The 14,118-nt window shown below is 41.3% G+C and carries 14 protein-coding genes; 4 read left to right on the forward strand and 10 right to left on the reverse strand.

Features of this window, described 5'->3' with window-relative positions; genetic code table 11:
* Window positions 1–79: 79 nt before the first annotated feature.
* The 7 genes from DW173_RS13675 to DW173_RS13705 all read right to left on the reverse strand — a co-directional run bounded on the left by DW173_RS13675 (window position 80) and on the right by DW173_RS13705 (window position 7,593).
* Entirely contained in the window at window positions 80–568 is a 489-nt protein-coding gene (locus DW173_RS13675; RefSeq protein ID WP_008640124.1) for a PepSY-like domain-containing protein, read from the reverse strand.
* Window positions 569–709: 141 nt separating this feature from the next.
* A complete protein-coding gene (locus tag DW173_RS13680) occupies window positions 710–2,407 on the reverse strand; it encodes an alpha-amylase family glycosyl hydrolase (RefSeq protein WP_120144587.1) in 1,698 nt (565 codons plus the stop codon).
* A 53-nt stretch (window positions 2,408–2,460) separates the two neighbouring features.
* Complete coding sequence (locus DW173_RS13685) at window positions 2,461–3,267, reverse strand: patatin-like phospholipase family protein (RefSeq protein ID WP_004316876.1); 807 nt, start codon at window positions 3,265–3,267, stop codon at window positions 2,461–2,463.
* 239 nt (window positions 3,268–3,506) lie between these two features.
* A complete protein-coding gene (locus DW173_RS13690) occupies window positions 3,507–5,054 on the reverse strand; it encodes a 4Fe-4S binding protein (RefSeq protein WP_120144573.1) in 1,548 nt (515 codons plus the stop codon).
* A 7-nt stretch (window positions 5,055–5,061) separates the two neighbouring features.
* Window positions 5,062–5,997 (reverse strand): DUF362 domain-containing protein, encoded by a 936-nt coding sequence (locus DW173_RS13695; protein ID WP_004316874.1) that lies wholly within the window; start codon window positions 5,995–5,997, stop codon window positions 5,062–5,064.
* A gap of 13 nt (window positions 5,998–6,010) precedes the next feature.
* Window positions 6,011–6,520 (reverse strand): hypothetical protein, encoded by a 510-nt coding sequence (locus DW173_RS13700; protein ID WP_049702732.1) that lies wholly within the window; start codon window positions 6,518–6,520, stop codon window positions 6,011–6,013.
* A gap of 359 nt (window positions 6,521–6,879) precedes the next feature.
* Complete coding sequence (locus DW173_RS13705) at window positions 6,880–7,593, reverse strand: DUF169 domain-containing protein (protein ID WP_008022473.1); 714 nt, start codon at window positions 7,591–7,593, stop codon at window positions 6,880–6,882.
* A 124-nt stretch (window positions 7,594–7,717) separates the two neighbouring features.
* Between DW173_RS13705 and DW173_RS13710 the strand changes: the two genes are divergently transcribed.
* The 3 genes from DW173_RS13710 to DW173_RS13720 all read left to right on the forward strand — a co-directional run bounded on the left by DW173_RS13710 (window position 7,718) and on the right by DW173_RS13720 (window position 10,753).
* Entirely contained in the window at window positions 7,718–8,524 is an 807-nt protein-coding gene (locus DW173_RS13710; protein ID WP_120144574.1) for a DUF4846 domain-containing protein, read from the forward strand.
* Between the two features lie 68 nt (window positions 8,525–8,592).
* Entirely contained in the window at window positions 8,593–10,095 is a 1,503-nt protein-coding gene (locus DW173_RS13715) for a glutamine synthetase family protein (RefSeq protein WP_008022468.1), read from the forward strand.
* 412 nt (window positions 10,096–10,507) lie between these two features.
* Window positions 10,508–10,753 carry an RNA recognition motif domain-containing protein gene (locus DW173_RS13720; RefSeq protein WP_008640136.1) on the forward strand — a complete coding sequence of 82 codons (246 nt, stop codon included), beginning with the start codon at window positions 10,508–10,510 and terminating at the stop codon, window positions 10,751–10,753.
* Between the two features lie 62 nt (window positions 10,754–10,815).
* Here the strand turns inward: DW173_RS13720 and DW173_RS23975 are convergent, their stop codons facing one another.
* Complete coding sequence (locus tag DW173_RS23975) at window positions 10,816–10,989, reverse strand: hypothetical protein (RefSeq protein ID WP_199722842.1); 174 nt, start codon at window positions 10,987–10,989, stop codon at window positions 10,816–10,818.
* A 136-nt stretch (window positions 10,990–11,125) separates the two neighbouring features.
* Between DW173_RS23975 and DW173_RS13725 the strand changes: the two genes are divergently transcribed.
* The gene (locus tag DW173_RS13725; RefSeq protein WP_120144575.1) at window positions 11,126–11,869 is read left to right on the forward strand and encodes a DUF4396 domain-containing protein; all 744 of its coding nucleotides are present in this window, start codon (window positions 11,126–11,128) and stop codon (window positions 11,867–11,869) included.
* Window positions 11,870–11,973: 104 nt separating this feature from the next.
* On the opposite strand, the gene sucD is transcribed toward DW173_RS13725, so the two are convergent.
* Both sucD and sucC read right to left on the reverse strand, forming a co-directional pair.
* Entirely contained in the window at window positions 11,974–12,834 is an 861-nt protein-coding gene (gene sucD, locus DW173_RS13730) for a succinate--CoA ligase subunit alpha (RefSeq protein ID WP_008022462.1), read from the reverse strand.
* Between the two features lie 32 nt (window positions 12,835–12,866).
* A complete protein-coding gene (gene sucC, locus DW173_RS13735) occupies window positions 12,867–13,997 on the reverse strand; it encodes an ADP-forming succinate--CoA ligase subunit beta (RefSeq protein ID WP_120144576.1) in 1,131 nt (376 codons plus the stop codon).
* Window positions 13,998–14,118: the final 121 nt, after the last annotated feature.

The following is a 14,118-nucleotide window of genomic DNA, read 5'->3' on the forward strand; positions in this document are numbered from 1 at the left end:
TTAAATAAGAAGCCCCTGCAACTATCATTGTATATCTGCAGGGGCTTTCTCGTATATTACGCTATTGAATGATTTAGTTCTAGTTTACCAAAAAGGTACTTGGTCCGAGAATATCATACATATCACTCACGTTGCGTGTTTTCAGTAATACTCCTTGTGGAGTATAGAATAACTGATATTTGATGTCAACGTTATCTTGGCCTACTTTAATTACAATAATAGCTTGCCATTTGGGAAACTCTACCATCGTCACATTATCTACCACCCAACTTGCGTATGGCCCGGATACAAAAGCATTATAGACTGCCGGTGACAGACGATCAAGGCTAACAAGGTCAGTCTGTGTCATCACCCATTGCCCCCGGACGTTAAACCACACATTTTTAGTAAATCCGTTCATTACAAAATTGGCGCAATAATATCCGTCATCTTGTGACCAGGCAATGCCGTTTGCTTTGGGATACATTTTCTTGAAAGTTGCCTGTACATTGCCGGGAGGGGTATCTCCAAAAACAGATGTAGATAATAGCAAAAACAGTGTGATCGCACAAATCATAAATTTCTTCATAAGCTTTGAGTTTAGAGAATTAGTTATAACTAAACAGCCTTTGAGAATATTTGTTTGAGCGATGTACATAAAATAATCCTCCGGGCATTTATAAGTGAAATGCCGGGAGGATAAGGAGTATGCGGTTCTTACTCTTTTTGCTTAAAAAGTAATCTTTAAAATTTTTCCGTTATAACCTCCGACCGAAACATCTGTCGGTTTATAAGGTAATAAGCAGATTTCTTCTTTAGTACCGGTCATCAAATCGATAGCCTGATAAGACTCCATTTGAGGAATCTGCAAAAAATCGAAGGCATGTGAAGGCACGTTGATGGCAACATCTACCAGTTGACTATCGAAATTAATAACGAAAAACAGAATCTCGTTTTTGTATTTCCGCATAAAAGTATATTGTTTATGCTCATTGAAACGCCATCCGTTTATATTGGCATACATCAAGTCAAAGAATACCCCCTTTTTGATTGCCTGCTCTTCGTTGCAAAGCGTCAGTACTTTTTGATAGATAGAGTAGAGGTGCTTATGTTCTTCAGTAAGCATTTTTCCGTCAAACTTTCCTCCGTTACGCCAACGACGTATAGTATCTACGCTCCAATAATCAAATATGGTAGTCCGTCCGTCTCTTCCGCTGAATCCTTCGCTATCCATGCCCAGCTCTCCGAACTCCTGACCGAAATAGATCATCATAGGATTGGTGTTCATACATGCAGAAACAATTAGTGCGGGAATCCCTTTACGCGGATTACCGGCAAAGAAATCAGATGCGATACGTTGCTCATCGTGGTTCTCCAGGAAGTTGAGCATTTTTTTCTCGATTCCATTCAGACTTTGCCAGCAATGAGTGATTGCAGTGGCAGATTCATATCCGCAGGCTACGTTCCGCAGTGTATCATACAATCCTACCTTATCATATAGATAATCAAACTTGCCACGGAACAGATAGTTACGATATTCACTGGGATTATAGACTTCTGCGATGAAAAGTATTTCAGGATAAACCTCTTTAACTTGAGGAATAGCCCATTCCCAAAATTCAACGGGAACCATTTCTGCCATGTCACAACGGAAACCGTCAATGTTCTTTGACGCCCAGAAAAGAAGAATGTCCAGCATCTTTATCCAAGTGTCCGGAGTTGGGGAGAAATGGCAGGTACCGCCGTTCTGATAATCCACTCCATAGTTTAATTTCACCGTTTCATACCAGTCGGTGATATTGGGCGTAGCATCAAAACGATTGTTACCGGTAGCTTTAGCCGGAAATTCCCGGTAAGGCTCTGCTGCGCCGTCTTTCATATCGAACTGGGCACGAAGTTCCGCTTGCGGGATATAATAGAAATTATTGTATGGACTGAAAGATTGACTGGGGTCATCGTTAGCCCCCAATTCCGTCGTGCCGTCGGGCTGTGCGTCCGAATGGTACTGGCGTGCTACGTGATTAGGTACAAAATCTATAATCACTTTCAAACCTGTGCGATGTGTACGGTGTACCAGGTTCTCAAATTCTTTCATACGTCCCTGTACATCGTTGGCCAGGTCAGGATCTACATCATAATAATCCTTGATAGCATAGGGAGAGCCAGCTTTTCCTTTCACAATGGCAGGATGATCCGGACTGATGTTATAACGGCGATAATCCGTTTGAGTGGCATGTTCGATGATGCCTGTATACCATATATGTGTAGTACCTAATTTTTTGATTTCACCAAGTGCCTTGAGCGTGAAATCAGCCATTTTCCCACAACCGTTGGTGGTAATGTCGCCATTGTAGACACAGTGGTTGTTGTTATTTCCAAACAGACGGGTGAACACTTGATAGATAATTATTTTATTTTCGTCATTCATATAGAGTAGATTATTAATATTCGTATTCATTCTTTTTTCCGATGGATAGGAGGTTACTTCCATATTTTCCCTTTTTCTTCCAACAGTTGATTAAGCACTTCATTGGCTGTATTATATCCCTGTCCGAAGATTTCTTCTGCTTTCTCCAGTTCGGTATTGCTATATCCGTATAAATTGTATGGTTCGATTAATAAATCACACTTTTCCCTTTCTGGAAAAGTATTGGCGCGGAACATAAAATGGAATGAACGCATAGCAATGCTTACAATATTCATTTTGTAGTCCTGTGCCATGATGGGGCTTACGTTGACAGCCACTACCTTGTCGCACACTCTACGCAGGGTAGAGACAGGAAGATTCATCATCAATCCTCCGTCTACATAGTTTGTACCATCTATATTGACTGGTGCGAACATAACAGGCATACAGCAGGAAGCTGCGACCCGTTCAGCAATACTGCCGCGGTGAAAATGAACCATGCGTCCATGATCGAGGTCGGTTGCTGTGATAATCAGAGGAAGTTGTAAATCTTCCAAGTTTTTTGCTTTAACGTTGGTTCGGAGAAAGTCTATAAATTCACAAAGGTCAAATAATCCTTTTTTAGGAATTACCAGTTTGGTTAAATCCTGGAATTTATGTCCGGAGAAATAATCAAGAACTTTGTGGGGTTCGTTGCCATCTGCATAAAAGACACCGGCAAGTGCTCCTGCGCTTACTCCGGAGATGATTTCCGGTTTAATATCATGCTCTAAAAGAGCTTGCATAACTCCCAGATGGGCAAATCCTTTAATAAATCCTCCGCTTAGTGCATAGCCAATCTGATATTTCCGGCTATTCCTGTTATTTGTGAATACCTCCATGAGTTGCTTTCTTTAGTTCGCCACGAATTTAGTGAATTTATTGAAAGTAGGAGGAATATAATGAATAGTTTTTTTAAGAGAACGTTATAAGTAGTTTTTTGTTATCCATAGAACACAATAAATGCGGATAACATGGAACTTTAATTGCGTAAGTATAAAGTTTTGTTATCCGCATTTAAATATATCACAATAGAGCACAAATATACGGATGGAATCTTTACACCAGCACTGGGGGCTGATTAGAATCCGAAATCGTCTATCTCCACTTTATGTTCTTCGTTTTCTTTAAAAGGTTTTGCTTCTTTTTGCACTGGATTTCCTTCGATATAGATAGCGCGGAATGGACGGGCAGGACAAACATATTCGCATCCTCCACAACCTACGCATATTTCTTTGTTTACATGAGGGATCGTTAATCCGTCTTTATATGGTACCATTGCCACAGCCTGTGTAGGACAGTGCTCGGAACACGCTCCGCAACTGGTTCCATCAGTATAAACGATGCAATTTTCCTCGATAAAAACAACATATCCCATTTGTGTAAGATGTTTTTGCTCTACACTTATGGGAAGAATTGCTCCATTGGGACAAACGTCTCCGCAAACAGTACAGTCAAAATTACAAAATCCTTTCTCAAAACTAACGGTCGGCTGCATTATACCTGCCAAACCATACTCCATAAAAGCAGGTTGCAGAACATGAGAGGGGCATTTGCTGACACAAAGATGACAGGATGTACATTGCTGTTGAAAGTGTTCCCGACTGATAGAGCCCGGAGGAGTGATTGGATTCTCCTTTTTGTATGCCTTTTTGCCTTCTAATCTTGCAACAGATTCTTTGGCTTGGGACAGGAGTTTGGGAGCAGCTCCGGCAGTAACAAGACCGGCAACCAAAAAGCGGCGTTTGGATGAATCCGTGTCCGGTGATGATGGCACAGGGGCTTCTACGTTTGCTTGTTGTTTCTTTAAAGAAGGGTTGTAGACCAATGCCTTTTGCTTGCATGCTCCTAGGCAGTCGAAACAATCTACGCAGCGGCTATAATCAATGGCATGTTCCTTACTATTGATGCAGGAGGCTTTGCATTTGGTAGCACAAAGCCCGCATCCATTACATTTTGCAGTATCGATACGGATCTTAAATAATGAAAAGCGGCTCAATAATCCCAATACTGTTCCTACGGGACAAACCGTATTGCACCATGTCCGCCCGTGTTTCCATGCCATTACAAAAATAATTGCAAGAGTAATAACAGCAATGAGAAGAGAAGAAATGCTTAAAACAGAGGTATCTACCTGATAAAACGTATAATTGTCGAACTTGGAAAAGACAGATTCCAGCAGATTATTCCCCAACATGTAGATAGGTTTGAATATATGCACTACTACACGTCCATACGCACTGTATGGATCGAGCAGGCCTACAATAAATGTAAATCCGCATAGAAACCCGATTACTGTCAGCCCGAGTATGCCCCAACGCAATTTATTTTTTGCGGGACTGTAACTATATCTTTTTTTCTTTTTCCCTATTGATTTTGAAATGCGTGCAATGACATCCTGCAAAATACCCATAGGGCAAATTGTAGAACAATAAACGCGTCCAAACAAGAGCGTTAACACGGTGAGAAATAATAAGATACCTATACTTAGTGAAAGGACAGCTGGAACAAACTGCAAATGTGCCAGCCGATGAAAACTGTTCGGTAATATTTCTGCAAAATCGAGAAAAAAGAAAGAAATCAGCACAAATAAAAGTGCTGATATTCCAATACGTAGCCTTCTTAACATTGTTATTTTACATCTTAATTCGCTTGACATTCAGCTTGTCAATGTTCATGGTTCCTATTTTCAGTGCTTCTCCTTTAGCGAGGTGTCCCACAGTATCTAGTGGCATCTCACGTACTTGATTGAAGAATTTGGCGGCAGCCGTGTCCACTGCTACAATATCCGGTGAAATGAACAGTCCTTTCGCTAATACGACATCCGAGGCAGAACGTCCTCGCGGACCATTGGTTTTCATGATACGATAAGCGTCCACTACGTTCAGCACAGCTTTCTTTTGCAGTGTGCAGATATCGGCAATACATTGCTGCAAGTCATTCTGGTGGAAAAATCCACGATCCCAGACAATTCCCATGTGATTTTTCATTGAGATAGTCAGATTGGCACCCCCGTGGTTTTTCAGGATGGGAACATTGATCCATACATCGCAATTCAGGATGGCTTCATGTATCTTTGCTTTCTTCATCTTCTGACCGTTGGGTAGGTTTACCGGCTTGTAATAAGACTCCAAATGAGCAGGCATTACTTTTGCTCCGGCAGCTTTTGCCGCCGCTTCGATGCCGCTGTTTTTGTAACACTTCTGCCAATCGTCACAAGTATGATCGAATACGGTCACTTCTTTAGCTCCGGCAGCAAAGCATTGTTTCACGATTTCAGCAATCAGTTGCGGGTTGGTGTTTCCTGCCAGTTCCGGCACTTTATCCCAACCGATATTAGGTTTTACGACCACCTTCTGTCCCGGTTTTACGAATTGTTTCATACCGCCCAGTTCGCTGATAGCACGGCGGAACATAGCTTCCGGTTCTCCACCCATAACGGCTACCAAGTCCGGATTGCCTCCGTTCGTATTATTAATAGTCTGGGTTAATATTTCCATTGCCTCCGAATGCTGAATACTCAATGCGGCACCGGTTATGGCTACTGTTTTTAAAAAGTCCCTTCTGTCCATTTTTGTTTTTACTTTAGAGTTTTGCAATCGCTTTCAGTAGGGCGTAGCCACCAAACCATTGAATTAACATACCGGGAATACCAATGCGGAAATCTTGCACTGCTGCATGGAAATTTCCGATGAATGCCCATTCAAAAGCAGTTCCTATAATCTGATAGGAGAGAACGACACCGAGAATAGCCCATAAAGAAACTGATTTCAGTGTTCGTGCAGCCAAGGCGGAAGTACCGGCAAGTAAAGCGGATTTTATCAATATAATGGGGAGTGCAGCTCCCGATGGCATTGCAAATAACAGGTGATTGATGACAGGAGAAAGAATTGCTGTCAGTAATCCCACACGAAAGCCATATTTATAAGCTGCGATCAACGTGAAAAAATAGATCGGCAATAAAGTAGGACCACCGTATGGTACAAGATGACAGATTTGTGGAAGTGCAATGTTGCCTGCCACAAATAGCAGGGCAAAGAGGTAAGTCCTTACATTGCTGTAATTCAGTGAATAGAGTTTAGCAGATGTTTCCATTTTCGTTGATAACTTTAAAGTTTAATAGAACGATAATATATAAAAAATTAGACTTCTTTCCGCAGAAAAGGTTTAATCCGGACAAAGAACTATTTGCTAAAGTAACTGTCTAAAATTAGTTAATAGAAAAAAGGAGACTTCGTTGCGTTTTGAATAACAACTTATAATACGAACTAATTTAAGCATTTACTTTATGATATTAAAAATGGGACAGAAAAGTTTCAAGCCTATTTGAAACACTTTGTTTCACTACGGGAAACTGTTTGTTTCACCGCTTGAAACCATTCGTTTCACACCGAGAAACAAACAGTTTCAAAGCTTGAAACATATTTTGAAACTATTTGGTTTGTACTTTTGCCTTATTCGGCGCCCATTCTTTCCCGGATCTTTCCCCATGCATGCGTATCAAACAGGCAACTTTGGCGCATAGTCCCACACATTTCTCTGAATCTGGACATAGGTATCGTATAACTCAACTTATCCGCTTCAAAGTACGGACGCACCGACGGATCGAAGAAACCAATAAATGTCCGCTTGCCTCCTTTGCGGTTTTCAAGAGTGGCTTGTGTCACTATGGAACTGCAACCGGAACCGAATAAGGAAACGACACCATCTTCGGCATTGTTATCATAGTAAGCCCATGTAGTCAGTCCGGAAAGCATATCAGGATTGGCGATAAACATGACGCCTTCCATTTGTTCCAGACTTGCCACTTTGTCTATACGGGCAAAATGAAGGTATTTCTTTTCTGTCCTCGGAACTCCGAGTTGCCGGATAAATTCAATGACCATTTCCGGAGTCTGTTTATATCGTTCTTTTAGTGAGACAAAAGTCGGTACGCGTTCAGGCATTTCTGTAAAACCTGTGTAGAATTTGCCGCCACCGCAACCGATATTTTCTGCATTCAAGCTGATAGTACCACCTTCTCTGACAGTCTTCATGCCTTTAAAGAAGCAACCGTTAATTTTCTCTGCTGTTCCTTCCAGTATATCTGAATACCAAAATACAAGAGGTAATTCGGCATTCTCTCCGAATGCCTCTTTGAAGTTCTGAATAAATGTTTGGATGTCCATAGCTTATCAATTTTAGTTATGTATGTAGGTCTTTGTACAAAGTTAAAATAAAAATAGACATTCATCCTCTTTTTAAACAATAATTACTTATATTTGTCCGGAACAGAATATAAAGAGAAGCGTTATGAAGTATTTACTAATATATATAGGGTTACTTTGTACATCCCTGCAATTGTGGGGACAAGAAACGGTTGCTACAAGAATCGCTCCTCCAACGGGATATGTCAGGGAGGCTTGTGCCGATCATTCGTTTACAGGTTACTTACGTAATTTGCCTTTGATGCCGAAAGGTAGTAAAGTGATGCTTTATAATGGAAAAGAAAAATCGAATCAGTCTGCAGCTTACGCTGTAATCGATATGGAGATAGGTAACCGTGATTTGCAACAGTGTGCCGATGCGGTAATGCGTTTGCGGGCGGAATATCTGTGGAAACATAAACGATATGGAGAAATAAAATTCAACTTCACCAATGGTTTCCCTGCCGGGTACAAGAAATGGGCGGAAGGAAATCGGATAAAAGTCAGCGGCAATCAAGTGCAATGGTATGCTGCGGGCAAAGGAGTGGATTATTCCTATAAAACTTTCCGTAACTATCTCGATATGGTCTTTATGTATGCCGGAACGGCTTCTTTATCCCGCGAGCTTCAGGCTGTGTCTTATACTTCTTTGCAACCCGGTGATGTGTTTATTAAAGGAGGCTCACCCGGACATGCAGTCATTGTTGTAGATGTTGCTGTTCATCCGGCTACCAAAAAGAAAGTATTCTTGTTGGCGCAGAGCTATATGCCTGCACAACAGATTCATATTCTTGTAAATCCTGTCAGTCGCAGCCTTTTCCCCTGGTATGAATTGGCGGAAACGGATGCGGGGAAACTATATACTCCGGAATGGATTTTTAGCCGGAAAGATTTAAAACGTTTTAAGGAGTAGAATCTTTTCGTTATCTTTGGCATTTAACAAACCGTTTTTAATCATACAACAACGAAAAACAACCGATTATGAATCAAGATTTGTCAATGAATGCTAACCAGTTGGTAGCATTCCTTCAAAAGCCAACTTCAGAGTTTACCAAAGCCGACATTATCTCATTTATCCAGCAAAAAGATATCCGCATGGTTAATTTCATGTATCCGGCGGGAGACGGTCGTCTGAAAACCCTGAACTTTGTCATCAACAATCAAGCTTATCTGGAAGCTATTCTTACTTGTGGAGAACGGGTAGACGGTTCCAGTCTTTTTTCTTTCATAGAAGCAGGTAGTAGTGACCTTTATGTGATTCCCCGTTTCTGCACTGCATTCGTTGATCCGTTTGCCGAGATTCCGACGCTGTCCATGCTTTGCTCTTTCTTCAATAAAGACGGCGAACCCCTCGAAAGTGCACCAGAACACACCCTTTACAAAGCAAGCAAAACTTTTACAGAAGTTACCGGAATGGAATTTCAGGCAATGGGCGAATTGGAATATTATGTAATAGCCCCGGATACAGGTATGTTTCAGGCAACCGACCAACGTGGTTATCACGAATCGGGTCCATACGCTAAATTTAATGAGTTCCGCACTCAATGTATGTCTTATATCGCACAGACAGGCGGGCAAATAAAGTATGGACACTCCGAAGTGGGTAATTTTACGCTGGATGGCTATATTTATGAGCAGAATGAGATTGAGTTCTTGCCGGTTCCCGTATCGCAGGCGGCAGATCAGTTGATGATTGCCAAATGGGTGATTCGTAATCTGGGATACAGATATGGATATAATGTGACCTTTGCTCCTAAAATAACAGCTGGTAAAGCAGGATCGGGCTTGCACGTACACATGCGTATCATGAAAGACGGCAAGAACCAAATGTTGAAAGACGGCGTTTTGTCGGAAACAGCGCGTAAAGCAATTGCCGGAATGATGGTGCTTGCTCCTTCAATCACTGCCTTTGGAAATACCAATCCTACTTCTTATTTCCGTCTTGTTCCTCATCAGGAGGCACCTACCAATGTTTGCTGGGGAGATCGTAACCGTTCCGTATTAGTACGTGTGCCATTGGGATGGGCTGCAAAAACAGATATGTGTACATTAGCTAATCCGTTGGAAGCCGAAAGCCATTTTGACACCAGCCAGAAGCAGACTGTAGAAATGCGTTCTCCGGATGGTTCGGCGGATTTATATCAACTGTTGGCCGGTTTGGCTGTTGCCTGCCGTCATGGCTTTGAAATTGAAAATGCGCTGGATATCGCTCAAAAGACGTATGTGAATGTGAATATCCATCAGAAAGAGAATGAAGATAAACTAAATTCACTGGCACAACTGCCAGATAGCTGTGAGGCTTCTGCTGATTGCCTGCAGCAACAACGGGCAATCTTTGAACAATATAATGTCTTTAGTCCGGCAATGATTGATGGTATCATCCGCAGACTTCGCAGTTACGAAGATAAAACGTTGCGTGCGGATTTGGAAGGAAAGCCGATGGAGATGTTAGATCTCGTACATAAGTATTTCCATTGTGGATAATCTGCAAACGTAAATTGGTATATAATAAAGGCTATCTTCTGTTTCAAAGAAGGTAGCCTTTAATTTTCTGATGCAGAATTTAACTATAAGTATTTGTTTTTCAAAGAGCTTATAACAAAGAAACTATAGAAGGCTAATCAGATAATTGGTGGCAGATAGTTTGATATAATAGAGTTTAAACGTTAAGTATTGGCCTATTTTCATAAAAAAGATGTTTTGAGAAAAGAAAAAGGAGGGAGTATAGTGCATTATCTCCAAATAATGCTTTCCTTTGTACCAACAACAATAAAGAGGTTTATTACGATTTGATTTTTTTACGTGTATCTTCTCATTTATTTGAGCATATCCATTTCTAATTAAGATCTTCCTAAAACTTTCTTATTGAATTATTAATTTTTTATATTTGTATTTTATGAATTTGTACATTGGAAATCTTAGCTATAATGTTAAGGAATCGGATTTGAGAAATGTAATGGAAGAGTATGGAACAGTTGCTTCAGTAAAGTTAATCACAGATCGTGAAACTAGAAGATCAAAAGGCTTTGCGTTTATCGAAATGCCGGATGATACAGAAGCTAACAACGCTATCAAACAATTGAACGGTGCAGAATATGTAGGTCGTTCAATGGTAGTGAAAGAAGCATTGCCAAAGAACTAATACTGAATAAATAGACAGTAATAGAGAAGGGCGCACTAGGAAACTAGCGCGCCCTTCTTCTGTTAATCCTCATTATTATCTTCTTCATCATCCACCATATTGTTGAGTTCCAATTCTAGGTCTACCAGCTCTTGTTCCCATAATTTCAGGATATTCTTCGGTGTATCTTTTGCAGCTTTCTTTATTCTTTCTTGAGCAACAGATACTTCATGCTCTAATTGTTTACGTCTGCTCATATTTTTATTGTTTTGATTATGAAATGATAACAACTCGTGTGTGGAATAGTTCGACAGGCAAAATTAAAAAGTAGTGGGCTGAACTATTCGCAAATAAAGTATGTTTTGTAGTCTGAATCTTTTAAAACATACAATCATGCTCAATTTAATAGCCGTATTCTTAGTCTGTTCAGGTATCGGAATAGCAGTACATATTGCCATAGACCTGACACATCGTCCGCAATCAATGAAAATAATGAATGCAGTTTGGATATTATCTGCATTGTGGGGAAGTTATTTAGCTTTATGGGCGTATAATAAGTTCGGACGGAGCAGTCCGATGAAGATGGAGGATGACGGGATGAAAGGGATGGGCATGTCTGACATGAAAGATATGAATATGCCTGATATGAAGGGGATGGATATGGATATGTCAATGGGAGAGATGAGGCGTCCTTATTGGCAATCGGTAGCTTTGTCGGCTCTTCATTGTGGCGCAGGCTGCACATTGGCAGATATCATAGGAGAGTGGTTTACGAATTATGTTCCTGTAACTGTTGCAGGCAGTCAACTTGTTGGGAATTGGGTACTCGATTTTGTATTAGCTTTGATTATTGGCGTTTATTTTCAGTTTTATGCGATTCGGGAAATGGAAAAAATCTCTGTGGGGAATGCGCTGACTCGCGCTTTCAAAGCAGATTTCTTTTCTCTTTTATCCTGGCAGGTAGGAATGTACGGTTGGATGGCAATTGTTTATTTTGTGCTGTTCATCAATGAGCCATTGCCCAAAGATACATGGATATTCTGGTTTATGATGCAGTTGGCTATGCTTTTCGGCTTCTTCTGCGCTTATCCGATGAATGCTCTTCTTATAAAATTAGGTATAAAGAAAGGTATGTAAAATAAATGCAGATTCACTTAAAATGATAAGTATGAAATTACTTATTTTGAGTGAATCTGCATCTGTAATATTACTATTTCTGTTTTTTATTTCTCTTTTGGAGGTTACTTTTTCAATAGTTTGGGTATATCCGAAGGCTCTTGTGCCACCCGGATACCAGCAGCTTCCAAAGATTCAATTTTCTCTTTTGCCGAACCGGAACTTCCCGAAATAATAGCGCCTGCATGGCCCATTTGTTTTCCCGGAGGAGCTGATTGGCCGGCAATAAATGCAACCACAGGTTTAGTTACATTATTACGGATATATTCAGCTGCTTGTTCTTCCGCATTTCCTCCAATCTCTCCAATCAGGACGATTGCTTCTGTTTCCGGATCATTCTGAAACATTTCCAACAGTTGGCGGAAGTGAAGCCCTACAACAGGATCGCCCCCGATGCCGATAGCGGTAGATTGTCCCATTCCATTAGCTGTTAAGTGATACACAATCTCGTAAGTAAGTGTTCCGCTACGGCTGATGACACCTACATTTCCTTCTAAAAAGACTTGTCCCGGTAAGATGCCAACCATGCTTTTTCCCGGAGAGATAAGTCCCGGACAGTTAGGCCCGATCAACATGGCGCCTTTTTGTTCGGCAAACCGATGCGCCTTAATCACGTCCAGTGTGGGAATTCCTTCTGCAATGCAGACTATGATACGGATGCCTGCGTCCGCTGCCTCCATGATAGCATCTGCCGCAAAACGTGCCGGAACGAAAATGATGGAGGTATTAGCCTTTGTCTGCTCGACAGCATCATACATGGTGTTGAATACGGGGATTCCGTCCACATCTGTTCCTCCTTTACCCGGAGAAGTACCCCCGACCACATTGGTTCCATATTCTTTCATCTTCTTGGCATGGAAAAGCCCATCTCTGCCAGTGATTCCCTGCACAATCAAACGGGTGGATTTATCTATTAGTATGCTCATAATTGCTTTATTTTTTAGTGATTTGGTACGTATTATGCTTTCAGAGCCATAAGAGCAGCCTCTTTCATCGTTGTGGCTATTTGGAAACGGCTGTAATTCCGTAACAGTTCCCGTCCGATATGTTCATTGGTGCCTGTAAGCCGGACGATGACCGGGACATTGCTGTTTATCTGCTCGAATGCCTGAAGAAGTCCCATTGCTACATCATCGCAACGAGTGATCCCACCGAAAATATTAATCAGGACCACTTTTACTTTCTCATCCTGCAATAAGAGTTTCATAGCTTCAATAACCTTGACAGGATTGGAGCTGCCACCGATGTCGAGAAAATTAGCAGGCTGACCGCCGTAAAGTTTAATCATGTCCATAGTAGCCATGGCAAGTCCGGCGCCATTTACCATACAACCGATATTGCCGTCCATGTGAACATAACTGAATCCTTTATCTTTGGCATCTGCTTCTACTTTTTCTTCTTCCGTCGGATCAAACAAAGCATGAATCTCCGGATGCCGATAGAGCGCATTGTCATCAAAAACAATCTTTGCGTCAATAGCCATTAATGTACCTTTCTTTGTAAGTGCCAGCGGATTTACTTCCACTAACGATGCGTCATTCTCCACAAAGATTTTATAAAGTTCCTGAAGGATGGCAGCCATTTTTCCTGCCTGTTCCATTTGGGGGAAGAGAGTGAAAGCAAAACGCCTTGCCAGATAGTCGGGAAGGCCAATGAATGGATTGATTGAATATCGGATGATTTTCTCCGGTGTCTGACGGGCTACCTCTTCAATATCCATACCACCGGATGCACTCATCATCAGAACGACAGAACGTGTATTCCGGTCGATGGTATAACTGACGTAATATTCTGCAGCAATATCAACCGCTTCGCTGACCAGAACTTGATTGACAGGAAGACCTTTAATGCTCATTCCGAGAATGTTCTTGGCTTCCTGATAAGCATCTTCCGTATTGTTTACCAGTTTCACTCCTCCGGCTTTTCCCCGGCCTCCGGTTAATACTTGTGCTTTTATAACCACTCTTTCTGTTCCCATCCTCCGGTATGCAGCCAGGACGCCTGCGGCAGTACGGCATAAAGTGTGCCTCTCGACAGGTATTCCGTACTTGGAGAAAATCTCTTTCGCTTGATATTCATGTATTTTCATGGCTCATAAATTTGAGTAAATGATTCCTATAATAAAAACAAAAGAAAGATTCGGAAAGTTTGCCGGAAAAGAAAAGTATCAGGGTGTTTTACAACATGTTCGTTTGTATTCCATTTATGGT

The sequence above is a fragment of the Bacteroides sp. AM16-13 genome (assembly GCF_003602705.1).
Taxonomy (GTDB): domain Bacteria; phylum Bacteroidota; class Bacteroidia; order Bacteroidales; family Bacteroidaceae; genus Bacteroides; species Bacteroides xylanisolvens.